Source organism: Micromonospora sp. WMMD712 (assembly GCF_029581295.1).
Taxonomy (GTDB): Bacteria; Actinomycetota; Actinomycetes; order Mycobacteriales; family Micromonosporaceae; genus Micromonospora; species Micromonospora carbonacea.
The window spans coordinates 4,271,522-4,295,258 of the sequence record NZ_CP120743.1 but is presented as its reverse complement, the minus strand read 5'-3'; the positions used below and the strand labels follow the sequence as shown (position 1 = coordinate 4,295,258).

Here is a 23,737-nt window from a genome sequence, read left to right as displayed (position 1 = left end):
TCCCCGCCGCCCCCGTCCGAATCCCCCCGACCTGGCCGTGACGCCCCCCGCCGCCGTACGTGAATGTTTCTCACGTCAGGCTACGGGGGGCGTCGGGTCGCCGGGCAAGTTTCCCCTGATCAGGGTGCTACTTGCGGGTCGACAGCACGTTCGGGTTGGCGTAGACGAACTCGGCCAGCTTGTCGTTCTTGACCGCCTGGAACATCTCCATGGTCTGCGGGCTCAGCGACTCCTTCGTCCCGCTGGCGTTCGCGTGGAAGGTGCCGCCGTTGGTCCGCAGCGTGGTCAGGTCGTTGCCGGTGACCCCGCGCATCGTGTAGATGAAGTCGATGATCGGCACCCCGCCGGTGTCCAGCACGAACGCCTTGCCGGCCGCCTTGATCAGCCCGTTGAGCTTCACCGGGTTGGTCAGCGTGCCGTTCTCGGTCGCCTTCTTCGCCATCGCCTTGATGAGCTGCTGCTGGTTCTGCTGGCGGTCGTAGTCGCTGTTCGGCAGGCCGTAGCGCTGCCGGGCGTAGTCGAGGGCGGCCCAGCCCTTCATGTCCCGGCAGCCCTTCTTGTGCACCACCGGGGTCATCGGCTTGCCGGTCTTCTTCGCGTCGGCGTTCCACATCGGCTTGCCGTCGACGTACGACATGTGGTGCGACTTGACCTCGTGGCTGACGCAGATCCGCACGGTGCCGAGGGCGTCGATGACGCCCTTGAAGCCGCCGAAGTTGATGATCGCCGCGCCGTCGAAGCTGATCCCCGTCATCCGCTTGATCGTCTGCGCCATGAGCTGCGCGCCGCCCTCCCAGCCGCCGCCGTTGCGGGCGCCCGCCTGGAAGGCCGCGTTGATCTTGTCGGTGCCGCCCCCGTAGCCGCTCTTCTTGAACGCCGGGATCTGCGCCTCGGTGTCCCGCGGAATGGAGATCAGGTACGCCTGGTCGTGCGAGGCGGGGATGTGCAGCACGATGATCGTGTCGGCGCGGACGTCGTCGGCGGCCCAGCGCTCGCGGGCGTCCACGCCCAGCAGCAGCATGTCGATCGGGCCGTCCAGGCTCGCCCCGCCCTCGGCGTCGGACTTGCCGGCCTCGCCGAGCAGGTTGCGCTGGGCGATGTTGCCGGTGGCCTGGCTGATGAACGCCTTGCTGCCGACGATGGCGATCCCGCTCGTCAGCATCAGGATCGCGCCGAAGACGACGGTGAGGCGGGCCCACAGGGGGTCCTTGCGGCGCTTCTTCCGCTTGCGGGCGGGGACGTCGATGGGCGGTCGGCCGCCGCTGCGGGGCTGCGACGGGATGGCCGACGGAACCCGTGCGACCGCACCGACGGGCGCCTGCGACGGAGGGCGACGGCTGGTATGAACCGGCATGCGTGCTCCAGCTCGCGTGATCGGGGGGCGGGACCACTGTACGTACCGCTTCCCGTCAAGGCGAGTTCGTCCGCCGGCTATTCGCAGTTATCTTCGTAGTTGCCTGCGGAATTCACCCGAACGGTCAATGGAATGCGGCCGGTCGGCGGTAAGGCCCCCGGTGGAACGGGGTCCGGCCGCCGACCGGCGCTGACGTGTGTCGAAGTAACGACCATCCGGGATCCGTCTCCGTTACCGGAAGCCCGTCACCCCGAGCTGCCCTCCGGCGGGTTGGCCTTCACCCAGTCGGCCATCTTGTCCGCCGTCATCGCCTGGTACATGGCCAGCGCCTTCTCCCGGTCCGAGACGACCACCGACTCGCCGTTGATCGTGTCGCTGCCCGAGTTCGGGCTGGTGATGAAGATCAGGTTCTCCCCGCGCAGGCTGCGGAACTGCACCGCCATGTCGACGAGCGAGAAGCCCTGGTCCACGGTCACCGCGTCCGTCACCGACTGGAGGAACGCGTTGAGCTTCTTCGGGTTGGTCAGGGTGCCCGTGCTGGCCGCCTTGTCCAGCAGGGCCTTGAGGAACTCCTGCTGGTGGCGCATGCGGGCGAAGTCGCCGTCGGGGAACTGCTTGCGCTGCCGGATCCAGTCCAGCGCCTCAGCGCCGTTCATGTGCATGGTGCCCTTGGTGAACTTGCGGAACGGCTTGTGGATCGAGGTGATCGACCGCTCCACCTTCAGGTCCACCCCGCCGAGTGCGTCGGTGACCTGCTTGAACCCGGCGAAGTCGATCGCCATCACGTTGTCGATGCGGACGTCGGTGAAGCACTCCACCGTCTTCACGGCCAGCGGCAGGCCGCCGAACGCGAACGCGGCATTGATCTTCGCCCGTTGCGCCGAGCCGCAGTCGGCCTGGGCGTTCTCCGGGATCGGCACGTAGAGGTCGCGGGGGATGGAGACCAGGTAGGCGGACTTGTGGTCGGCCGGGATGTGCATGACGATGATCGTGTCGGCCCGCCACTGGCTCTGCTGGTCCACCGGTGCGTCCGGGTCCCGCGAGTCGCTGCCGACCAGCAGGATGTTCAGCGCCCCGTCGACCGCCTTCGGCGGCCGGCCGCCGGTCAGCTCCGAGAACGGGTCGGTGCGGGCCAGGTCCTGATTGAGGTTGCGGGTGTAGAGCCATGCGCCGACGCCGCCGAGCAGCGCGAGGACGAGCACCGCCACGCCGGCCACCAGGCCGATCCGGCCCCACCTCGGGCGCGGCCCGCGCCCGCCGGACCGCCGGGGAGCGCCCGGCCCGCCGGGGCCACCCGGGCCGTCCGACCCGCCGAAGCCGCCGCTGCGGGGCCGGTCGTCGTGGGTGGGATACCACTGGGCCCCGGGCACGCTGGCGCGCCCCGAGCCGCCCTGGCCGGGGCCGGGCACCGGGGCACGCCCCGCGCTGCGACGCAGGGGCGGGACCGGAACACCGGCGGAAGCGGTCGCTGACATGTACCCGAGGGTACGTAGCCCGGTCGAGCGCCGCCCTCAATCGCAGGCCGGCCGGCGGGCCGCGTCGCGCGGACCGGCTACCCTAGCCGCTCGCGGAAGTGCTCGATCGTGCGGCGGAGGCCGTCTTCGGGCGCCACCGCCGGCTCGTATCCGAGCAGTTCACGGGCGAGGGTCAGGTCGGGGCGGCGCATCTCCGGGTCGTCGGCCGCCCGGGTGACGTACGTCACCTCGGACGTGCTGCCGGAGAGTGACACGATCAACTCGGCCAGTTGCCGCATGGTCAGCTCGTGCTCGGTGCCGCAGTTGACCGGGCCGGTCTCCGTGGAGTCGAGCAGCAGCAGGATGCCGCGCACCAGGTCCTCGACGTAGCAGATCGACCGGGTCTGGTTGCCGGTGCCGTGCACGGTGATCGGCTCGCCGCGCAGCGCCTGCGAGATGAACGTCGGGATCGCCCGGCCGTCGTCCGGCCGCATCCGCGGGCCGTACGTGTTGAAGATCCGCACGATCGCGGCGTCCAGCCCCCGGTACCGGTGGTAGGCCATCGTGGCCGCCTCGGAGAACCGCTTCGCCTCGTCGTAGACGCTGCGTACGCCGATCGGGTTGACGTTGCCCCAGTAGGTCTCGCGCTGCGGGTGCTCCTTCGGGTCCCCGTACGCCTCGGAGGTGGAGGCCATCAGGAACCGGGCGCCGTCGGCGACCGCGCGGTCCAGCAGGTGCAGGGTCGCCACCGACCCGACCCGGAGGATCTCCACCGGCAGGGTGGCGAAGTCGGTGGGGCTGGCCGGGGACGCCATGTGCATGATCGCGTCGAACCGCTCGGCCAGCGCCGGGTGGTGGGTCGGCAGCCCGTCGGAGATGTCCGCCTCGACCAGCGTGAAGTTGGGCTTGTCGTGCAGGTGGGCCACGTTGTCCTTGGAGCCGGTGACGAAGTTGTCCAGCGCCACCACCGTGCAGCCACGGGCGACGAGTGTGTCGACCAGGTGCGACGGCACGAAGCCGGCGCCGCCGGTGACGAGGACGCGGTGACCGGGACCGAAGCGCGGGGCAACCTTCATACCGACCAGCCTATACAGGTACGAGAGGGAAGGAAGGGCCCCCTGTTAACGCGAAACGTTGTACAGGGGGCCCCTTTTAACCAGCTCGGCCGGTGCGGGGCCGAGCGGGATCGGTACGCACCCGGGCCGGTGCGTACCGGCCTCAGTGCGCGCCCGCGCCGGTGAGGGAACGCACCTCCAGTTCGGCGTACTTGTCCTCGTCGCTCTCCTTGGAGATCATCGTGCCGATCCACCCGCACAGGAAGCCGAACGGGATGGAGAGGATGCCCGGGTTGGACAGCGGGAACCAGTGCCAGTCGTGGTCCGGGAACATCGACGTCGGCGCCCCGGAGACCACCGGCGAGAAGAACACCAGCAGCACGGCGGCGAGCAGGCCGCCGTAGATCGCCCAGACCGCGCCGGAGGTGTTGAACCGCTTCCAGAACAGGCTGTAGAGGATCGCCGGCAGGTTGCCCGAGGCGGCCACCGCGAACGCGAGCGCCACCAGGAAGGCCACGTTCAGGCTCTGCGCGTAGATCGACAGGGCGATCGAGACCGCGCCGATGACCAGCGCCGAGACCCGGGCCACCCGGACCTCCTGGCGCTCCGACGCCTGCCCGTTCTTGAGGACGTTGGCGTAGAAGTCGTGCGCCAGGCTGGACGACGAGGCCAGGGTGAGCCCGGCGACCACCGCCAGGATGGTGGCGAAGGCCACCGCCGCGATGATCGCCAGCAGGGTCGCTCCGCCGAGGTCGCCGCCGAGGAAGTCGATGCCCAGCCTCTCGGCGAGCTGCGGCGCGGCGGTGTTGCCGGCCTTGTCCTGGGCGGTGATCGCCGGGCCGCCCACCAGCGCCGCCGCGCCGAAGCCGAGGGCCAGGGTGAGCAGGTAGAACGAGCCGATGATGCCGATCGCCCAGAGCACGCTCTTGCGGGCCGCCTTGGCGGTCGGCACGGTGTAGAAGCGGATCAGGATGTGCGGCAGGCCGGCCGTGCCGAGCACCAGCGCGATGCCGAGCGAGAGCAGGTCGACCTTGTTGTAGAACGTCTGCGTCGCGTTGCCGGCGACCTCGACGCCGTAGCGCAGGCCGGGTTCGAGGAAGGCGCTGCCCTTGCCCGAGCGGGCGGCGGCGTCGCCGAGCAGCGACGACAGGTTGAACTTGTACTTCGCCAGGACCAGCAGGGTCATCACCAGCGCGCCGGTCATCAGCAGGAACGCCTTGACGATCTGGACGTACGTGGTGCCCTTCATGCCGCCCACGGTGACGTAGATGATCATCAGGGCGCCGACCATGATGATCGTGGCGACCTTCGCGGTGTCGGCGTCCATGCCGAGGAACGTGGTGCCCGGCTTGATGCCCAGCAGCAGCGCCACCAGCGCGCCCGCGCCGACCATCTGGGCCAGCAGATAGAAGATCGACACGGTGATGGTGGAGACCGCCGCCGCCGTGCGCACCGGCCGCTGACGCATCCGGAACGCCAGCACGTCCGCCATCGTGTACCGGCCCGAGTTGCGCAGCAGCTCGGCGACGAGCAGCAACGCCACCAGCCAGGCGACCAGGAAGCCGATCGAGTAGAGGAAGCCGTCGTAGCCGTAGAGGGCGATGATGCCGGCGATGCCGAGGAAGGACGCGGCCGACATGTAGTCGCCGCCGATCGCCATGCCGTTCTGGAAGCCGGAGAAGGACCGGCCGCCCGCGTAGAAGTCGGTGGCGGTCTTGGTCTGCCGGCTGGCCCAGATGGTGATGGCCAGGGTCACCGCCACGAAGACCAGGAACAGCGTGATGGTCAGGTTGCGGGCGGTGCCGCCGCCCGCCTCAGCCGCGAGGACCGTCTCCATGGGTCACCTCCCCCATCTCGGCGCGGATGCGGTCGGCGATCGGGTCGATCTTCCGGTCGGCGAACCGGGAGTAGAGCCAGGCGATCAGGAACGTCGATACGAACTGGAGCAGGCCGAAGATCAGGGCGATGTTGATGTTGCTGCCGAACAGCCGCGTGCCCATGAAGTCCCGCGCGTACGCGGAGAGGATCACGTAGAGCGCGTACCAGAGGAAGAACGCGACGGTCATCGGGAAGATGAAGCCGCGCAGAGCGCGACGCAACCCGGCGAACTCGTCCGATCGCTGTACGGCGAGGTACCGGTCCGCCGTGGACGCGGCCGACGCCGGCGTCTCCGGCTCGGTCGGTGCGTCCGACGGGGGTGTGTCCGTGGACATCTGTGGATCACCACCTTCACAGGCGTGGGGGTTTCGCGCACGGTAGGAACCGCACGCCCCGCCCGGGAAGACGTGGATCGACGGCGGTCACCACCTGCGCCGAGCGGTCGCCTGCCTGCGCCGAGTGACTCAGGTCACTCCGGTGACCGGTAGCTGCTGGTCAGCTCAACTCGTGGTACCGGCCGCGGTAGTGCAGCAGCGGGTCGCTCTCCCCCGTCAGGTCGATGCGCTCGATGGTGGCCTCGACGAGCAGCGCCCAGCCGTACTCGCGGGCGGTGTCGAGCCGGCACCCCGCCCAGCCGGCGGCGTCGGCGGGCACCGGGCCGTACCCGGTCTCGGTCCAGGTGTCGGTGGCGAAGAGGCCGCCCGGCGACGGGAACAGGCCGGCGAACCGGTCGGCGAGCTGCCGGTGCGGCGGGCCCAGCGGCGCGACGACGAACCGTCCCGTCGCCTCGACCGCCGCCCACAGGTCCGACTCCGCGTCGATCAGGCCCAGCAGCCGGTCCGGCTCCCCCTCGGCGACCAGCGTGGACGACACGGTCAGGCCGGCGGGGCCCGGCGCGGTCCACAGCGTCACCGGCGCGGCCAGCCGACCCCGCAGCCGCCGGGCCGGGGACCGCTGTCCCGCCGGTACGGCGAACGGGTCGACGTGGTGGATCTCGGCACCCGGCTCTGGATTCACGTGAAACATTGTGACCCCACCCGGCCCCCGCCAACCGCCGGTCGGGACCTTCCGCCGGGGCCCGCGCTCACGCCCGCCCGCGGCCGGACCGCGACGGTCGCAGCCCTCCCGCTCTCTCCGGCACCGCGACCCCCGTGTGTCCCCCTTTGCTCTGCACCCGCATAGGCATCGCTCGCCGAGCGTGACCGGCACTGTGACCCCCGTGTGTCCCCCTTTGCTCTGCACCCGCATAGGCATCGCTCGCCGAGCGTGACCGGCACTGTGACCCCCGTGTGTCCCCCTTTGCTCTGCACCCGGATACGCATCGCTCACCAAGCGTGAGCCGTCTCTGCAGCCCCGCTTTTGTCGGCCCCCGAACTCGCGCAGCTCACGAGGGTGTTGCGCGGGTGGGTGCAGAGCAAAGGGAGGTGAAGGCGTGCAGGGCCGTGAGGGGTGACCACGGAGAGCGACGGGACGCGGTGGCCCGTCGGCGCGACGCGCGGGGCCCTGTGGTCACTCGTCGGAGCGCAGGGTGCGGCGGGCGGCGGCCAGCACCTCCGGGTCGGCGCAGCCGGCGGCGTACCCGGTGATCCGGTGACGGATGTCCCGGCCGAGCAGCCACCTGCCGACCCGGTGCGCGACGGGGCGCAGGAACGCCGGCCGGCAGCGGAAGTGATACCGCCAGGTGGCGACCGACGTGCCGGGCTCCGGGCCGGGGGCGAACCGCCATCCGCCCGCGAACATCTCGAAGAACCACGGGCCCCGGACCATCTTCATCCCGACGTGGCTCGGCGGGGCGAAGGAGACGTACTCGCTGACCATCGTCAGGCCGTGCCGGGAACGGGTGAAGGTGCGCACGCCCTTGCCCGGGCGCGTGGCCCCGTCGGTGAAGTGCTGCTCGCGGACGAACGGGTCCCAGCGGTAGCGCACCGGCGCGACGGTCTGCGACACCGCGAAGGCCAGCTCGGGCGGCACCGGGACGGTGATCACCGACTCGACGACAGGCATCGCCCCATTGTGCCGCCCGCCGACCAGGCCGGCCCCGCGCCGGCACGCCCCGCCCCGGCCCGGGCGAGGCCGGCACAGGCGCGGGCCTGCGCGGGTGCGGGGGGCTCCTATCGTGCCGGGCATGAGTCCCGTGACGCCGCAGCAGCTCGCCCAGGCCCGCGTCGTGGCCGCCGACGCCGTGCTCCGCAACGAGGTGGACTTCCGGGGCTATCCCCACCGGCACCTCGCCGTCGCCGCCCGTCCGCGACTGAGCACCAGCGGCGTAACCCAGCTCCTGGAGGCCGTCGAATACCTCAGCCACTACGGGTGGGAACTGGTCAACGTCAGCTCCTCCAGCAACAGCGCCCTGTTCTACGCGTTCCTGCGCCGCCGCTGAACCGGGCTCAGCGGCGCGGGGTCACGGCCGTCAGCAGTTCGGAGGCCCGCCGGTCCAGCACGTCACCGGCCAGGTACGCGCCCAGCAGCGCCGCGCCCAGCCCGTACGCCAGCCCCACCGGCGGGGCCAGCCAGAGCCAGGCGTCGCCGAGCAGTGCCGCGGCGACCACCATCGGCACGCTCGCCACCGCCGTGCCGAGCATCGACAGCAGGGTGAGGAAGCTCTTCGCGACGCCCGCCCCGCTGTTCATCGCGAACGGGTTGCTCGTCTCCGGCAGCGAGTACGCCCCCAGCACCGAGACGAACGCGCTGATCGCCAGCCCCGCCCCGTAGGTGGCGAGGAGGCTGCCCGCCATCACGCCCAGCCACGCCGGCCGACCCAGCAGCACCCCCAGGACCACCGTGACGACGGCGAGCATCGGCAGGACGTACACCGAGAAGGCGGCCATCCGGGCCCGCAGCTCCAGCCGGCCGGGAACGCCCGCGACCACGTTCGCCGCGTACGCGCTGCCGTCGAAGCCGAACTGGTTGGCCAGGGTCACCGAGGCGAGCAGGCCGACGAACACCATCGAGATGCTGACCAGCACGGGGGACGAGTCGGGGGTGGCGAACTCCACGCCCTCCCCGGTGGAGAAGCTCGCCCCGCCGAAGTTGACCATCACCGGCACGAAGATGCCGACCACGGCGATCGTGATCAGGTTGGCCCGCCGGCGGGCGTCCCGCCACCAGTAGCGGCACTCCCGGGCCACCAGCGCGCCGAACCGGTCCCGGCGCGCCCAACCGACCGCCCACGGAAAGAGCTGCCCGACCGCACCGGCTCCGGCCCCCGCCGGACCGTCGCCGGTCTTCGCCGCGCCGCCGCGCGCCCCGGTCCGGCCGCCGCTGGCCGTGCCGACCATCGCCGACTCCAGCGACCGGGACCACCACCACAGCAGCGCGCCGATCGTCAGCGCGGTGATCAGCAGCTTCACCGGAACGGCCCAGGCCCGTCCCTCGGCCACGTCGACGCCGACCGTCCACGGCGCGCCGAACGGGGTCCAGCCGACGATCCGGGCCACCCCGGCCAGCCGGTCCCAGTCGGCCTGCTGCACGGCGGCGAGCACCACGATCTGCAACGGGCCGAGCAGCGCGGCGAGCACCGCCAGCAGCACGGCCGCCAGGTCGCGTACCCGACGGGACCGCAACATCGTCGCGAACGCGCTGGTCATCGCCCGGCTGGCGGCGACGCAGAGCAGCAGCCCGGCGACCACCCCGACGGCCGCGACGAGCGCCGCGACCGCGTCGCCGAGCAGGCCGGAGGTGAGCACCAGACCGCCGGCCGCGATCAGCGCCGCCGCGGCCGGGACGCTGACCAGCGCGGCGGCGAACAGCCCGGTGACCAGGGTGCGCCGGGACAGCGGCAGCAGGGCGAACCGGGCCGGGTCGAGCGTCTCGTCCACCCCGAAGAAGACCAGCGGCAGCAGCAGCCAGCCGAGCACCAGCAGGCCGCCGCCGAACGCGGCGGCCATCATCGCGTACGTCGGCTCGTCGGCCAGCCCCGGCGCGGCCAGCAGGAAGAAGCCGGTCGTGGCGAACCAGAGCCCGGCGACCACCCCGCCCACGAACATGGCGATCCGCCAGCCCTGGCCCCGGAAGTTGTTGCCCATCACCCGCAGCTTGAGCCGGACGAAGTGCCGGGCGGAGACGGGCCGGGCCCGCCCGGCCGGCTGACCCGCCGGCCCGGTCACCGTCATGGCCGGGCCCGCCTCCCGCTGCTGCGGACCGGTCACCGGGACAGCCACGCCAGCTCCTCGCCGGTCGCCGTGCGCCCACCGACCACCTCGACGAACACGTCCTCCAGCGAGCGGTCGCCGCGCACCTCGTCGAGCGTGCCGACCCGCTTGATCGTCCCCTCGGCGAGGATCGCCACGTGCGAGCAGAGCCGCTCGACGACCTCCATGACGTGACTGGAGAAGATGACCGTCCCGCCGCCGACGACGTACCGGTGCAGGATGTCCCGGATCAGGGCCGCCGACACCGGGTCGACCGCCTCGAACGGCTCGTCGAGCACCAGCAGCCGGGGCCCGTGCAGCAGCGCGCAGGCCAGGCCGATCTTCTTCTTCATGCCGGCCGAGTAGTCCACGACCAGGGTCCGGCCGGCGTCGCCGAGGGCGAGCACGTCGAGCAGCTCCGCCGCGCGCTGGTCGACCACCGCCGGGTCCATGCCGCGCAACAGACCGTGGTACGCCAGCAGCTCCGCCCCGCTGAGCCGGTCGAACAGGCGCACGCCGTCGGGCATCACGCCGAGGAGCTGCTTCGCCCGGACCGGGTCGGCCCATACGTCGTGCCCGAGCACCCAGGCGCCCCCCGCGTCGGGGCGCAGCAGCCCGACCGCCATGGACAGGGTGGTGGTCTTGCCGGCCCCGTTCGGGCCGAGCAGCCCGTAGAACGAGCCGGCCGGCACGTCGAGGTCGACGCCGGCCACCGCCACCTTGCCGTCGAACCGCTTGGCGAGGCCACGCAGCGCGAGCGCGGGGTGCTCATCAGTCATGTACCGACCGTATCCGGCGCCGGCCAGCGGCCGCTCCCGCCCAGGGACGACCTGCGCCTCCTCCCCGGGCAGGAGGCGGCCGGGCCTCCGCCGCCCGGGGTGCGCGTGCCGTCGCGCTCAGTGGGTGAAGCGGCCGTACCGGCCGCCGAGGAACAGCAGGGGCTGCCCGTCCGGCTGGCCGTGCAGGTGGTGCACCCGCAGCACCACGATGACGTGGTCGCCGGCGTCGTGTTCGGCCTCCACCGCGCCCTCCACCCAGGCCACCACGCCGGCCAGCACCGGCGCGCCGCCGGGGGACAGCTCCCAGTCGAGGCCCTGGAACCGGTCCACCCGGGGGGCGGCCATGCGTTCGCAGACGGCCCGCTGTCCGGCGCCGAGGATGTTCACGCAGAGCCGGTCGGCGGTGCGCATGACCGGCCAGCTCCCGCTGTCCCGGCTGACGCAGAAGGAGACCAGCGGCGGGCGCAACGAGACGGACGCGAACGAGTTCACGGTGAGGCCGACCGGCCGGCGGGACGCGGGGTCGAGGGCCGTCACCGTCGTGACGCCGGTGGCGAAATGTCCCAGTACGTAGCGGAAGTGGGCTGTATCGATCGTTGACGTGGATGGGTTCACGAGCCTGTCCTCCCGTTCCGGTCGCCGCCGGCCCGCGCGATCACCTGGGGCGGGCACGGGGCGATCGACCCGTTGGCCGAAGTGAATGTGACACGTCGGCGCAAGGCCGGGTTTGGCCAGCATTAATGCAGGTGGCGCGCCGAACCATTCGAGGATGGCCCGGAATTGCCGGTGTCGGGGTGCGCTCCACGATTGAAGTGTCCGCGATGATAACGGACTCCGGCCAGTCCCGAAGGCCGGTTACCCTCCGTAATGTGACTCGGCGGCGAGTTCCTAGGTGCCCGGTCGGGGCGGCGGCGGTAGCGGGAAATTGCTGGTCATGGCTGTTCTGGGGTGGCATTGTGGCGCGGCGGCCGGCGGTCGGCGCGATGCGAAGCGACTCCAGTCATTCACGCTGGGTCACCGGAGCCGGTGCGATTCGGTCCATTTTCCCCCCGGGTGGCCCGCTCGCGCCGGGCGAGATGCTGTGAGGTGGATCACTATTGCCCTCCGTGGCATCTTGGTAACGTGACGCGGGACTGCCGCGGGAAGCCATTGTCATCCATGATGTTCCCGCTCGTTGTCGCTAGCGCATTCAGGGGGGAATGTGTTGCCAGCAGATTGTTCGCGAGCGGTTCCGTCACTCGTGGAGCGCTGGGTCCAGAGTCGACCGGATAGCCCGGCCATTATCGATCCGACCTGCGAAGAAGCGACGAGCTACGCGCAATTGTGGCGGTCCTCCGGCGCGCTGGCCGCGTACCTGCGCCGGCTGGGCGTCGGCCGGGGCGCGGTGGTGGCCCTTTCCCTGCCACGCGGCCGGTCGCTGATCGTGGCGATGCTCGCGGTGGCGCGTGCCGGCGCGGCGTACCTGCCGGTCGACCCGGCGGCACCGGTGGACCGGGTGCGCCGGACGCTGGACACCGCAGGCGTCTCCGTGGTGATCGCCGATCGGGACGAGCCGTGGCTCGGCACCGCCCGGCGCGTCGACCCGGCCGTGGCCGGCGACCCGACCGCGTCCGGCCCGGCCCCGATCGGCCCGGCTGTGGCCGGCGACGACCCGGACCCGGTGGTCGACGCGGACGATCCGGTCTACGTGATGTTCACGTCCGGCTCGACCGGCGAGCCGAAGGGGGTCGTGGTCCCGCACCGGGCGGTGGCCCGACTGGTGGTCGAGCCGCTGTTCTGCACCGTCGCGCCCGGCGACCGCGTCGCCCACACCTCGAATCCGGCGTTCGACGCCAGCACCTTCGAGGTCTGGGGCGCGCTCGCCGCCGGTGGCTGCGTGGTGCCCCTGCCCGCGGTGACCGACCTGCCCCTCGACGAGTGGACGGCGCACCTGGCCGGCCTGTCGGTCGACGTGCTGTTCCTGACCACCTCGTTGTTCCACATGATCGCCCGGGAACGGCCGGCCGCGCTGCGGACCGTCGGCACCGTCCTCGTCGGCGGCGAGCAGCTCGACCTGTCCGCCGCGTGCCGGGTGCTCGCCGGCTCGCCCCCCGCGCGGCTGGTCAACGGGTACGGCCCGACCGAGACCACCACCTTCGCCGCGTACCACGACTGCACCCTGGAGAGCCTGGCGGGCCGGGAACGGGTGCCGGTGGGCCGTCCCCTCCAGCGCACCAGCCTGCACGTGCTCGGCCCGGACCTCGCCGAGGTCCCCGCGGGCGAGGTCGGCGAGCTGTGCATCGGGGGGCCCGGCGTCGCCCTGGGCTACCTGGGCCGTCCCGACCTGACCGCCGAGCGGTTCGTCACCCGGCCGGGCGACGACGGGCGGGTCTACCGCTCCGGCGACCTGGCCCGCCGGCTTCCCGACGGTCTCGTCGAGGTGCTGGGCCGGCGGGACCGGCAGGTGAAGGTGCGGGGCTTCCGCATCGAGCTGGACGAGATCGAGCTGGCGATCACCGCCACCGGCCTGGCCGACGCGGCGTTCGCCGAGAAGCTCGGCGACGGGCCGCAGGCGCTGCTCGCCGTCGCCGTCGTGCCGGCGGCCGGGCGGTGGGACCGCACCGAGCTGGCCCGCCGGCTGGCGGAGCGGGTCCCCGACTACATGGTGCCGTCGCGGTGGGTGCCGCTCGACCGGCCGCCGACCGGGCCGACCGGCAAGGTCGACCGGGCCGCGATCGCCCGGCTGCTGGCGGAGTCCGGCCCGGCAGCGCCGGACACCGACACCGACACCGCCGCCACCCCCGGCACCACCGACGGCGGCGTTGAGGCCGATCCGGTGACCGCCGCCCTCCGGGGGATCTGGCGGGACGTGGTCGGCAGCGAGCCCACCGCGACCCGCAACTTCCTGGAGATGGGCGGCAACTCGATCATGGCCGTCCAGCTCGCCGGGCGGGTCCAGGACCGCCTCGGCGTCCGGTCCGAGCCGCACGACGTGCTGCTGGCCGAGTCGTTCGCCCACCTGGCCGACCAGATCAGGGTCGCGCTCGACCGCACGCACTGAGCGACCGCACGCACTGAGCGACCGTCCGGAGTACGCCGACGCGTGAAGCGGTCGCCGGGTCGACCCCGGCGGGCGCAGCCAACGGAAGGAACCCGAATGGACACCCGAGCGCCCGGGTCGGCGCGGGAGACCGAAATCCCACGCGCGGACTTCCCACAGAACGGCCACCCGGCGGCCGACAGCCCGGAGTGCGCCCCGCTGTCCCTCGCGCAGGAACGGCTGTGGCTGATCGACGCGGCCGCCCCCGGCGCGGCCACCTACCTCGTCCCCGTGCTGCTGCGCTGGCAGGGCCGGGTCGACCCGGCGGTGCTCGGCGTCGCGCTGACCGCGGTGGTGGCCCGGCACGAGCCCCTGCGCACCGGCTACCGGTTGCGCGGCGACGAGCCGGAGCAGTTCGTCGGCCCGGCGGCCGACGTCCCGGTCCGGGTGGTCCGGGCCCCCGGCGGCTCCTGGGCCGACGTCGAGGACGAGGTACGCCGGCTCTGCGCCGAGCCCCTCGACCTCGCCACCGGCCAGGTGCTGCGCTGCGTCGCGTTCACCGGCCTCACCGGCGGGGACGCGGTGCTGCTCGTCCTGCACCACATCGCCTTCGACGGCTGGTCGATGGGGCGGCTCTGCGCCGACCTCGCCACGGCCTACGCGGCCGGCGTCGACGGCCGGCCGCCCCGGCTGCCCGCCGTCGGGGTCCGCTTCGCCGAGCTGGCCCGGCGCGACCGGGAGGCGGGCAGCCGACCCGACACGCGCGCCGCGGTGACGGATCGGGCGGCGGAACTCCTCGCCGCCGGGCCCGGGCTCACCCTCGCCGGGGCGCTGCCCGCCGCCCCCGGCCGCGCGGTGGAGCGGGCGGGCGGCGAGGTCGTCACCGCCCTCCCCGCCGGGCTCTGGGACCGCGCCACCGCACTGGCCGCCGAACACCGCGTCACGCCGTTCGTGCTGTTCGGCACCGCGTTCCAGGTGCTGCTGAGCCTCTGGTCCGGGCGGGACACCTTCCGCTACGGGGTGATCGCCGCCAACCGGCCCGGCCCGGAGGCCGACGACGTCGTCGGCTTCTTCGTCAACACCGTGCCGTTGCGGGCGGCGCTGGGCGGCGCGGACGACTTCGCGCAGTTGTGCGCCCAGGCCCGGGGCGAGGCGTTCCGCACGCTGCTCTACCAGCGCCTGCCGTACCACCGGCTCACCGCCGCGGCCCGGGCCGAGCTGGTCGAGGTCGCCTTCGCGTTGCAGAACTTCCCCGTGCCCGGCCCCGAGGTGCCGGTGCGCTGGGCGTTGCCCGAGGTGCTGCCCAACGGCACCGCCAAGTTCGACCTGATGCTCACCGTCGAGGAGCGGGCCGACGGCTGGTACGCCCGCTGGGAGCACGACCTGGCCCGCTACCCCCGGCCGGTGGTGACGGCGCTGGCCGAGGCGTACCTCGGGCTGCTCGGGGCCGTGACGGAACGGTACGCCGTGCCCCTGGCGGAGCTGGCCCGGTACGGGCCGGACCCGGCGTGGGCGACGACGGCCGCGCCGGACGCGACGACCCCGACGCCCGCCACGGCCGGGGCCGCCCCGGTGCCCGAGGCCGCGCTGCGCCGCGCCGCCGAGTGCTTCGCCGTGGCGCTGGCCGACCTCGTCGACGAGCCGCCGGAGGCGGTCGCCGCCGGGCTGACCCCGACGGCCGACTTCTTCGCCCTCGGCGGCCACTCCCTGCTGGTCGTCACGATGCTGCGCCGCATCGAACGCCAGGACGGCACCGTCCTGTCGGCGCGGGAGTTCCTGGCCGACCCGACGGTGGCCGGGCTGGCCCGGCTCCTCGCGGCCCCGCCCCGGGTGGCGGCCGCGCCGCCGACCGGCAGCGACGGCCGGCAGGCCACCAGCCCCGCGCAGCAACGCTTCTGGTCCGTCGACCGGCTGCCGTGGCTGCGGCAGGCGTACCTGGTGCCCACGGTGGTGGACCTCGCCGGTGGCGTCGACGTGGAGCGGCTGCGCGCCGCCGTCGGGACCGTGCTCGCCCGGCACCCGGCGCTGCGGGCCCGCTTCGAGCTCGACCGCCGGCAGCGCCGGGTCTACCACCGCACGGACGGCCCGGCCGGTGACGTCACCGTGGTGGACGCCGCCGACTGGACCGACGAGCAGGCGCGCGAGGCCGTCGCGGAGTGGAGCTGGACCGGCTTCGACCTGGCCCGCGCCGCCCCCGCCCGGGCGCACCTGCTGGACCGGGGCGGGCGGGGCGTCACCCTCGTCGTCGTCGTCCACCACATCGTCTTCGACGGCTGGTCGCGGCAACTGCTGCTGCGCCAGATCGCGGCGGCCTACCGGGGCGAGGACCTGCCCGAGCCGGTGGCCGGGACGGGCCACACCGACCCCGACGACGCCGCGCAGGCCGACACCCGGGCGGTCGTGGAGGCGCTCACCGGCGCGCCGGTCGACGTGGCCCTGCCGTACGACCGGGGCCGCGGCGACACCCAGGAGACCCGGGCGGGCCGGCTGACGTACGACCTCGACCCGACCCGCGCCGACCGGCTGCGCAAGGTCGCGGCGGACGCCGGCTGCACGATGTTCATGGTCTCGGCCGCGCTGCTGGCGGTGGCGCTGGCCCGGGTCGGCGGCCAGCGCGACTTCCTGTTCGCCTTCCCGTGGTCGCAGCGGACGGGGGCGCGCAGCGCCGACGCGGTGGGCCTGTTCATCGACACGCTCGTGCTGCGCGCCGACACCAGCGGCGAGCCGACCTGGCAGGAGCTGCTGGCCCGGGTGCGCGACGCGGCGAACCTCAGCTTCCGGCACTCCGCGGCACCGTTCGACGCGGTCGCCGCCGCGTTGCATCCCGACCGTGACCTCGGCCGCCCGCCGGTGACGCCGGTCTACCTCAGCGCCGCCGACGGCGAACTGGAACCTCCCGACCTCGGGCCGGACGTCACCGCCACGGTCCGCCCGCTCGACCCGCTGCACCTCAAGTACGAGCTCGAACTCACCGTCGTCGACCGGCGGCAGGACCTGCGGTGGGAGCTGCTGTATTCCGCCGCCCTCTTCGACCCCGCCACCGCGCACGCCGTCCTGCACGCGGTCACCGCCGCGGCGGACGACCTCATCCGGCAGCCCACCGCTCGACCACTGGAGGGACATTGACCACCCTGACGGAGGACCAACTGCTCGATCGGGTCCGGGCCGCCTGGGCCGAGGTGCTCGACGTCGACGATCCCGGCAGCCTCGACCCGGACCAGAACTTCCTGGAGGCCGGCGGCAGCTCCCTGCTGCTCATCATGCTCTGGGAGGACCTGCACGAGCTCACCGAGCGGTCGCTGCGGGTGGCCGACCTGTTCCAGCACGCCACGATCCGGGCGCAGGCCAGGCTGCTGGCCGGCGGCGGTGAGGAGCCCCGGCAGCAGGTGACCGGGGCCAGCCAGCGCCGCGCCCTGCTCGGCCGGGCCCGTACGGCGGAGGTGCCCCGACCGTCATGACCGAGATCTCCGACACCGACATCGCCGTCGTCGGGACGGCCTGCCGCTTCCCCGACGCGTGGAACCCCGAGCAGTACTGGCGCAACATCGACACCGGCGTCGTCTCGATGCGGGAGCTGACCGACGAGCAGCTGCGCGCGGCCGGCCACACCGAGGAGGAGACGCGCCAGCCGGGCTTCGTCCGGGTCGGCGCGACCCTGCCGGGGGTGGCCGACTTCGCCGCCGACTTCTTCGGCTACACCCCCCGCGAGGTCGACGCCATCGACCCGCAGCAGCGCATCTTCCTGGAGTCCTGCTGGGAGGCGCTGGAGTCGGCGGGCCTGGCGCCCGGCGCGGACCGCCTGGTGACCGGCGTGTTCGCCAGCAGCGCCGCCGGCAACTACTCGGCGGCGGTCTTCGCCGCCAAGGTCCGTGACCACGGGCTCGCCGCCGCGATCGGCGACCTCGACCTGACCGTCGGCGGGCAGGCCGACTTCATGACCTCGCGGACGGCCTACAAGCTCGGCCTGCGCGGGCCGTCCGTCAGCGTCCAGACGGGCTGCTCCTCGTCGCTGTACGCGGTGCACTACGGCATGCTGAGCCTGCTCGCCGGGGAGTGCGACGTGGTCCTCGCCGGCGGCGCGACCGTCGTGGAGCCGCTGCTCGGCTACCAGCCGATCCCCGGGGCGTGGGTCTCCGAGGACGGCTACGTCCGCTCCTTCGACGCGAGCAGCAGCGGCACCACGTACGGCTCCGGGGTCGGGGTGGTGGCCCTGCGCCGGCTCGCCGACGCGCTCGCCGACGGCAACCCGGTGCTGGCCGTCCTGCGCGGCTCGGCGGTCGGCAACGACGGCGGCGCGCGCCTGGGCTACGCCGCCCCGAACCTCGACGGGGTGGCCGACGTGATCGCGGCGGCGCTGTCGGTCGCGGGCGTCTCCGCCGACGCGGTCCGCTACGTCGAGGCCCACGGCACCGGCACGCCGCTGGGCGACCACATCGAGCTGCTGGCCCTGACCGAGGCGTTCCGGCGCAGCACCGACGAGGTGGGCTACTGCGGCCTCGGCTCGGTGATGTCCAACATCGGGCACCTCGGCCCGGCCGCCGGCATCGCCGGGCTGATCAAGGCGATCCACGTGGCCGGCACCGGCTCGCTGCCCCCGCACCCGACGTTCGACGTGGCCCGCGACCCGGCGGAGCTGGAGAAGAGCCCGTTCTTCGTCACCACGACCCGCCGCGAGTGCGCCGAGCCGGACCGGCTGGTGCTGGTCAACTCGATGGGCGTGGGCGGCACCAACGCCACGATGGTGGTGGCCGCGCCGCCCGCGCCGGTCCGGCGGCCCGCGCCGGCTGCGCCCGTCGTCCGGCTGAACGTCTCCGCCCGCAACCGGGTGGAGCTGGACCAGCTGTGCCGGGCGCTGGCCGACCGGATCGACAGCGACCCCGCGCAGGCGGCGGACGTCGCGTACACGCTGCGGGTCGGGCGGGCCGTCTTCGACGAGCGGCGGGTGGTGACCGCGCCGGCCGACCGGCTCGCGGCGGCGCTGCGGCTGCCCCGCCCCCCGGCCGTGCGCACCGTGCGGGCCGCCCGCCGCACCGCCGTGATCGTGGCGGGGGAGCAGGCGGAGCCCGCGAGGCTGGCCGCGCTGCGGGCAGTGCTGCCCGGCGCGGCCGTGGTCGACCGGCTCGACCTCGCCGGGGACCGGTACGCGGTGGTGCTGGGCGGGACCGGTGACGACGCGGGCCTGGCCGACTCGCGGGGCGTCCTGGTGCCCGCCGGTGACGACGGCTGGGACGAGGCGCTGAGCACCGCCTGGCTGCACGGCGTGCCGGTCGACTGGGAGGCGGTCAGCGGCGGCTGCGGGCGGCGGCTGCGCCTGCCGACGTACCCGTTCCAGCGCAAGCGGTACTGGCCGCTGGACCACCTCGACGTGTTCCGCCGGCAACCGACGCCCGCGCCCGTCGGCGCGGAGCCGGCGGCGGCGGGGGACTCCATCGAGGAGAGCGTCGCCGGCATCTGGCGGGAGCTGTTCGACCGGGGCGACGTCGGGCTGGACGACGAGTTCGGCGCGCTGGGCGGCACGTCGCTGCTGTCCGTGCAGATGGTGCTGCGGATCCAGCAGCAGTACGGCGTGCTGATCAACCTGCACCGGGCCGGCGGCAGCCGGGCCACCGTACGCCGGCTCGCCGGGATCGTCCGGGCCGGCGTCACCCCCGACCGGCAGAGCGCGGCCGACCGGGACGGCGAGCTGATCGACGCGGACCTGGCGCTGCCGATCGGGCCGCTGGCCCCGCGTCGCGCCCCGGGCCGGGACGTGCTGCTCACCGGCGCGGCGGGCTACCTCGGCGCGTTCCTGCTGCACGAGTTGCAGCGCGCCGGCCGGCGCGTCCACTGCGTCGTGCGGGCGGCCGACGAGCAGGCGGGCATGCGGCGGCTGCGGGAGACCGCCGCGCGCCTGGCCCTGCCGGAGCCGGACCCCGAGCTGGTCCGCGTCGTCCCGGCGGACCTGCGGGCCTTCGCCGGCACGGACGCCGGGGACCTCGACGGCGAACTCGCCGACCAGGTCGGGCACGTGCTGCACTGCGCGGCCCGGGTGGTCTTCACCGAGCCGTACCGGACGCTGCGGGAGGACAACGTCCTGCCGATGGCGGGCCTGCTGAACTGGATGTGCCGGCACGGCATCCGCGACTTCAGCTACGTGTCGACGCTGGCCGCGACGGGCGCGGGGTCGGGCACGGCGGGCACCCGGCTGGAGACCCGCAGGCAGCCCCTGCACTCCGACCTGGGCGGCTACGGGGTCAGCAAGTGGGTCGGCGAGCGGCTGCTGGAGAAGGCCGAGGAGGCCGGCATCCGCGGCCGGGTGTTCCGGCCCGGCCTGATCATGGCGGCCCGGGACACCGGGGCCTGCAACAACAAGGACCTGGTGTGGCGGATGCTCGCCAGCGGCATCGCCATCGGCGCCCACCCCACCGACGAGCGCGCCGAGCCGGTCTCCCCGGTCGACGTGGTCGCCCGGGCGGTCGTGTCGCTGGCGCTGTCGCCGTCGTCGGTCGGCCGGGTCTACCACCTGGCCGACGAGCGTTCGATCAGCACCCGGGAGCTGTTCGACATGCTCGGCCGGGCCGGGCTGCCGACCGAGCCGATGCCGCTGCCGCAGTGGCAGCGGCGGGTGGCCCAGCGGGCGCTGGACGGCGGCAGCGAGGTCATGTCGGCCGTGGCCCTCTACGAGTTGGAGGGGCACGAGCTGGCCGAGGACGACGTGCAGGTCCGGGGCTGGCAGCCCTGGCTGCGCAAGCAGGGCCTCTCCGCCGCCGTCACCCCCGAGCAGCTGCGCCGGGGCCTGGAGTTCCTGGCCGGACGCCACGAGGAGTTCGCCGCGCTCCTGCCCGGCCTGGTGGGGCGGCGGGGCGATGACGTCAACGCGATCGAGGAGCGGGTATGAAGCAGCGACATGTCGCCGTGCTGGGCGCGGGAGTGATGGGCAGCGCCATCGCCGCCCTCGCCGTCGGCAACGGCCTGCCGGTCACCCTGGTCGACGTCGACCGGGCCGTGCTGGACCGGGCCCGGGGCGAGGTCACCCGCCACCTGCGGCTGGCCCGGCTGATGGGGGCGCAGACCGGGGCGGACGTGGCCGAGCTGCGTACCACCGTGGACCTGGCCGACGTCGCCGACGCCGACGTGGTCGTCGAGGCCGTCACCGAGCTGGCCGACGTCAAGGCGAAGGTGCTCGCCGAGGTGTCCGCGCTCGTCGGGCCGGAGGCGCTGGTACTCACCAACACCTCCGCCATCCCGGTGGACGAGCTGGCCGGCTCGGTCGCGCACCCCGAGCGCACCGTCGGCGCCCACTTCATGAACCCGCCGTACCTGATCAAGACGGTGGAGGTGGTCCGGGGGCCGCGCAGCTCCGAGGCCGCGCTGGCCGTCGCCCGGGACTTCCTGACCGGCATGGGCCGGGAGGTCGTGGTGGTCGGGGACGGGCCGGGCTTCGTCATCAACCGGGTGCTGCAACGAATGATCAACGAGGCGGCCCGGATCGCGGACGAGGGGCTCGCCACGCCGGAGGAGATCGACCTGCTGTTCACCGGCTGCCTCGGGCACCGCACCGGACCGCTGGCCACCGCCGACCTGATCGGCCTGGACAACGTCGTCGACTCGCTGCGGGTGCTCCGCGACCGCACGGGCGACCAGGGTTACGAGCCATCCGCGCTGCTGCTGGCCAAGGTCGCCGACGGCGACTTCGGGCGCAAGACCGGGCGGGGCTTCTACGAGCACAGGGGGACCAAGTGAGCTCATCCACCACCGACCAGCACACCCTCAGCCCGGGATCGATCCGCGGCCAGCTCACCGCGTTCCTGGAGCGGCAGACCAAGAAGGACATCGAACCGGACCTCGACATCTTCGCCGCCGGCCTGGTCTCGTCGCTGTTCGCGCTGGAGCTGGTGGTGCACATCGAGTCGACGTTCGACGTCGTCATCGGCGGGCCCGACCTGCGGCTCGACAACTTCCGGACGGTCGACCGGATGACCGAGCTGGTCCTGCGGCTGCGCGGGGACTCCGATGGCTGAGCGGTGGTCGGAGGCGGCGGCGCTGGTCGCCGCCGCCGTCGGCGATCACGCGGAGACCTGGGACCGCGCCGGTCGGATCCCGCTGGAGACCCTGCGCGAGCTGGGCACCAAGGGGGTGCTCTGCGCGCAGATCCCCCAGGAGTACGGCGGCCTCGGACTGTCCAGCCTGGACAACGGCGAGCTGACCGCCGCCACCGGGGCCCGGTGCAGCTCGCTGCGCAGCGTCCTCACCTCGCAGGGCATGGCGGCGTGGACCATCCTGCGCCTCGGCTCGGCCGCCCAGCGGCGTGCCCACCTGGCCGCGCTGTCCAGCGGCAGCCTCGCCGGGGTCGCCTTCAGCGAGCCGGGGGCGGGCAGCGACCTGTCCGCGATGAGCACCCGGATCAGCGAGGACGGCACCGGCGTGCGGGTCGACGGGCGGAAGGTGTGGATCACCGTCGGCGCGTACGCCGACCTGCTGGTGGTCTTCGGCCGCTTCGGCGACGAGGCGGCGGCGGTGCTGGTGCCGACGGACGCGCCGGGCGTCCGCATCGAGCGGGTGGCCGACCCGCTCGGCTGCCGGGCCGCCGGCCACGCCGACGTCCACCTCGACGGGGTACGCCTGCCCAGGGACGCGGTGCTCGGCGGGGCGGCCATGCCGCTGGGCCTGATCGCCACCACGGCGCTGACGTACGGCCGGGTCTCCGTGGCCTGGGGCTGCGTGGGGATCCTGCGCAGTTGCCTGGCCGAGGCCGCCCGGCACGCCGCCGCCCGGGCCCAGGGCGGGGCCGTGCTCGCCTCCCACCAGCTCGTGCGGCGGCACCTGGCGGAGCTGACGGTCGCCGAGCAGGCCGCGACCCGGCTGTGCGAGCACGCCAGCCGGGCCTGGGACGCCCGGACGTCCGACCTGGTCATGGCCGCCGTGCTGGCCAAGCACTTCGCCGCCACCCGGGCCGCCGAGGGGGCGAGCACGGCGGTGCAGGTGCTCGCGTCGGCCGGCAGCCGCGACGGGCACCCGGTGGCCCGCGCCTACCGGGACGCCAAGCTCATGGAGCTCATCGAGGGGAGCAACGAGATGTCCCAGCTCATGCTGGCCGACCACGCGCTGGCGGCCTGGTCATGACCGTCGGCATCGGGGCGATCCACTGCGTCCTGCCGGAGGGGTCCACCCCGGTCGCCGGGCTGCCCGAGGTCGACGCGCTGCGGACCGAGGAACGCGAGTTCGTCGGCACCTGCGGGATCGACCGCGTCGGCGTGTTCCCGGACGCCCCGACCACGGACTTCGCCGTCCAGGCGTGTCAGGAGCTGGGCAAGGCGACGCCGCTGGACCCGGACGTGCTGATCATGGTGGGGTCGCGCGCGCCGGACGTCCTGCTCGGCTCCGACTCGGGGCGGCTGCAACTCGACGGCGGCTTCGACCGCGCGTTCGCCTTCACCCTGGACGGTCTCGGCTGCACCGGCTCCAGCGCCGCGTGGGCGCTGGCCCGGGACCTCCTGGTCGCCGACCCGGGCCGGCAGAGCGTGCTGATCGCGCACGCCAGCCGCCCCACCGGCGTGGACCGGGTGCGCTTCCCGGTGACGGTGATCGGCGACGGTGCGTACGCGATGACCATCGTCCGCGGCGGCAGCCCGGCGCTGGTGGCGCACCGGCAGGAGAGCGACGGCACGTTCCACGACCTGTTCCGGGTGGACTACAAGCAGTCCCCCTGGTACGAGTGGCGCGAGGAGTGCGAGTCGCCCGACCGCTACCGGTTCGAGCTGGCCCTGCACAGCCGGCAGCGGCTGGGCCGGATGGTCGAGACGGTCCTCGCCGACGCCGGGATCACCAGGGCCGACGTCGCCGCGACGCTCATGCAGAACGTGACGGCGAGCGCGTACGGCTTCTACCAGTCCCTGCTCGGGCTGCCCATCCACCCGGTCTGCCAGCGCCAGCTCGCCGCGTACGGCCACCTCGGCGCGATGGACGTCGTGCTCAACCTGGACCGGCTCCTCGCCGGTGGCGACGTCGGCCCCGGCGATCACGTCCTGGTCCTCAACAACAGCCCCGTGGCGGCCTGGGCGGCCACGGTGTGGCGCATCTGACGAAGGG

The 23,737-nt window shown here is 73.6% G+C and carries 19 protein-coding genes; 9 read left to right on the top strand and 10 right to left on the bottom strand.

The features are described 5' to 3' along the window. Window positions 1-127 precede the first annotated feature (127 nt). From O7633_RS18515 to O7633_RS18485, 7 genes are all read right to left on the bottom strand, one after another. Window positions 128-1,354: an LCP family protein gene (locus O7633_RS18515; protein WP_282323323.1), complete on the bottom strand. Its 1,227-nt coding sequence runs from the start codon at window positions 1,352-1,354 to the stop codon at window positions 128-130. A gap of 245 nt (window positions 1,355-1,599) precedes the next feature. Beyond that, window positions 1,600-2,829, bottom strand: a complete 1,230-nt coding sequence (locus tag O7633_RS18510; RefSeq protein WP_282323322.1) for an LCP family protein — start codon at window positions 2,827-2,829, stop codon at window positions 1,600-1,602. Window positions 2,830-2,906: 77 nt separating this feature from the next. Continuing rightward, on the bottom strand, window positions 2,907-3,884 hold the full coding sequence (locus tag O7633_RS18505) for an NAD-dependent epimerase/dehydratase family protein (protein WP_077935279.1): 978 nt from the start codon (window positions 3,882-3,884) through the stop codon (window positions 2,907-2,909). A gap of 142 nt (window positions 3,885-4,026) precedes the next feature. Then, window positions 4,027-5,700, bottom strand: a complete 1,674-nt coding sequence (locus O7633_RS18500; protein ID WP_282323320.1) for a cation acetate symporter — start codon at window positions 5,698-5,700, stop codon at window positions 4,027-4,029. Continuing rightward, entirely contained in the window at window positions 5,678-6,076 is a 399-nt protein-coding gene (locus O7633_RS18495; protein WP_282323319.1) for a DUF485 domain-containing protein, read from the bottom strand. Before O7633_RS18495 ends, O7633_RS18500 begins: the two co-directional genes overlap by 23 nt. A gap of 160 nt (window positions 6,077-6,236) precedes the next feature. Then, complete coding sequence (locus O7633_RS18490; RefSeq protein ID WP_282323318.1) at window positions 6,237-6,767, bottom strand: flavin reductase family protein; 531 nt, start codon at window positions 6,765-6,767, stop codon at window positions 6,237-6,239. Window positions 6,768-7,250: 483 nt separating this feature from the next. Continuing rightward, complete coding sequence (locus O7633_RS18485) at window positions 7,251-7,745, bottom strand: SRPBCC family protein (protein ID WP_282323316.1); 495 nt, start codon at window positions 7,743-7,745, stop codon at window positions 7,251-7,253. Window positions 7,746-7,866: 121 nt separating this feature from the next. Here O7633_RS18485 and O7633_RS18480 point away from each other — a divergent pair, with 121 nt between their 5' ends. After that, on the top strand, window positions 7,867-8,121 hold the full coding sequence (locus O7633_RS18480) for a hypothetical protein (protein ID WP_278130327.1): 255 nt from the start codon (window positions 7,867-7,869) through the stop codon (window positions 8,119-8,121). Between the two features lie 7 nt (window positions 8,122-8,128). Here the strand turns inward: O7633_RS18480 and O7633_RS18475 are convergent, their stop codons facing one another. From O7633_RS18475 to O7633_RS18465, 3 genes are all read right to left on the bottom strand, one after another. Continuing rightward, complete coding sequence (locus O7633_RS18475) at window positions 8,129-9,853, bottom strand: ABC transporter permease (RefSeq protein ID WP_282328593.1); 1,725 nt, start codon at window positions 9,851-9,853, stop codon at window positions 8,129-8,131. Window positions 9,854-9,885: 32 nt separating this feature from the next. Beyond that, the gene (locus tag O7633_RS18470; protein WP_074478090.1) at window positions 9,886-10,650 is read right to left on the bottom strand and encodes an ABC transporter ATP-binding protein; all 765 of its coding nucleotides are present in this window, start codon (window positions 10,648-10,650) and stop codon (window positions 9,886-9,888) included. 117 nt (window positions 10,651-10,767) lie between these two features. Further along, entirely contained in the window at window positions 10,768-11,265 is a 498-nt protein-coding gene (locus O7633_RS18465; RefSeq protein WP_282323314.1) for a flavin reductase family protein, read from the bottom strand. 586 nt (window positions 11,266-11,851) lie between these two features. Here O7633_RS18465 and O7633_RS18460 point away from each other — a divergent pair. The 8 genes from O7633_RS18460 to O7633_RS18425 all read left to right on the top strand — a co-directional run bounded on the left by O7633_RS18460 (window position 11,852) and on the right by O7633_RS18425 (window position 23,730). Next, on the top strand, window positions 11,852-13,690 hold the full coding sequence (locus tag O7633_RS18460) for a non-ribosomal peptide synthetase (RefSeq protein ID WP_348776294.1): 1,839 nt from the start codon (window positions 11,852-11,854) through the stop codon (window positions 13,688-13,690). A gap of 96 nt (window positions 13,691-13,786) precedes the next feature. Continuing rightward, entirely contained in the window at window positions 13,787-16,795 is a 3,009-nt protein-coding gene (locus O7633_RS18455) for a condensation domain-containing protein (protein WP_282323312.1), read from the top strand. Continuing rightward, window positions 16,792-17,127, top strand: a complete 336-nt coding sequence (locus O7633_RS18450) for an acyl carrier protein (RefSeq protein ID WP_282323311.1) — start codon at window positions 16,792-16,794, stop codon at window positions 17,125-17,127. Before O7633_RS18455 ends, O7633_RS18450 begins: the two co-directional genes overlap by 4 nt. Then, entirely contained in the window at window positions 17,124-20,546 is a 3,423-nt protein-coding gene (locus O7633_RS18445; protein WP_282323310.1) for a thioester reductase domain-containing protein, read from the top strand. The genes O7633_RS18450 and O7633_RS18445 overlap by 4 nt, the downstream gene beginning before the upstream one ends. Next, entirely contained in the window at window positions 20,543-21,391 is an 849-nt protein-coding gene (locus O7633_RS18440) for a 3-hydroxyacyl-CoA dehydrogenase family protein (RefSeq protein ID WP_282323308.1), read from the top strand. The genes O7633_RS18445 and O7633_RS18440 overlap by 4 nt, the downstream gene beginning before the upstream one ends. Further along, on the top strand, window positions 21,388-21,669 hold the full coding sequence (locus O7633_RS18435; protein ID WP_282323307.1) for an acyl carrier protein: 282 nt from the start codon (window positions 21,388-21,390) through the stop codon (window positions 21,667-21,669). Before O7633_RS18440 ends, O7633_RS18435 begins: the two co-directional genes overlap by 4 nt. Beyond that, entirely contained in the window at window positions 21,662-22,771 is a 1,110-nt protein-coding gene (locus O7633_RS18430) for an acyl-CoA dehydrogenase family protein (RefSeq protein ID WP_282323306.1), read from the top strand. The genes O7633_RS18435 and O7633_RS18430 overlap by 8 nt, the downstream gene beginning before the upstream one ends. Continuing rightward, window positions 22,768-23,730, top strand: coding sequence for a 3-oxoacyl-[acyl-carrier-protein] synthase III C-terminal domain-containing protein (locus O7633_RS18425; protein ID WP_282323305.1), 963 nt, complete (start codon window positions 22,768-22,770; stop codon window positions 23,728-23,730). The genes O7633_RS18430 and O7633_RS18425 overlap by 4 nt, the downstream gene beginning before the upstream one ends. Window positions 23,731-23,737: the final 7 nt, after the last annotated feature.

Coding starts and splice junctions, on each gene's coding strand:
- O7633_RS18515 (WP_282323323.1), bottom strand. CDS start 1,354: ATGCCGGTTCATACCAGCCGTCGCCCTCCGTCGCAGGCGCCCGTCGGT.
- O7633_RS18510 (WP_282323322.1), bottom strand. CDS start 2,829: ATGTCAGCGACCGCTTCCGCCGGTGTTCCGGTCCCGCCCCTGCGTCGC.
- O7633_RS18505 (WP_077935279.1), bottom strand. CDS start 3,884: ATGAAGGTTGCCCCGCGCTTCGGTCCCGGTCACCGCGTCCTCGTCACC.
- O7633_RS18500 (WP_282323320.1), bottom strand. CDS start 5,700: ATGGAGACGGTCCTCGCGGCTGAGGCGGGCGGCGGCACCGCCCGCAAC.
- O7633_RS18495 (WP_282323319.1), bottom strand. CDS start 6,076: ATGTCCACGGACACACCCCCGTCGGACGCACCGACCGAGCCGGAGACG.
- O7633_RS18490 (WP_282323318.1), bottom strand. CDS start 6,767: ATGTTTCACGTGAATCCAGAGCCGGGTGCCGAGATCCACCACGTCGAC.
- O7633_RS18485 (WP_282323316.1), bottom strand. CDS start 7,745: ATGCCTGTCGTCGAGTCGGTGATCACCGTCCCGGTGCCGCCCGAGCTG.
- O7633_RS18480 (WP_278130327.1), top strand. CDS start 7,867: ATGAGTCCCGTGACGCCGCAGCAGCTCGCCCAGGCCCGCGTCGTGGCC.
- O7633_RS18475 (WP_282328593.1), bottom strand. CDS start 9,853: ATGACGGTGACCGGGCCGGCGGGTCAGCCGGCCGGGCGGGCCCGGCCC.
- O7633_RS18470 (WP_074478090.1), bottom strand. CDS start 10,650: ATGACTGATGAGCACCCCGCGCTCGCGCTGCGTGGCCTCGCCAAGCGG.
- O7633_RS18455 (WP_282323312.1), top strand. CDS start 13,787: ATGGACACCCGAGCGCCCGGGTCGGCGCGGGAGACCGAAATCCCACGC.
- O7633_RS18445 (WP_282323310.1), top strand. CDS start 17,124: ATGACCGAGATCTCCGACACCGACATCGCCGTCGTCGGGACGGCCTGC.
- O7633_RS18440 (WP_282323308.1), top strand. CDS start 20,543: ATGAAGCAGCGACATGTCGCCGTGCTGGGCGCGGGAGTGATGGGCAGC.
- O7633_RS18430 (WP_282323306.1), top strand. CDS start 21,662: ATGGCTGAGCGGTGGTCGGAGGCGGCGGCGCTGGTCGCCGCCGCCGTC.
- O7633_RS18425 (WP_282323305.1), top strand. CDS start 22,768: ATGACCGTCGGCATCGGGGCGATCCACTGCGTCCTGCCGGAGGGGTCC.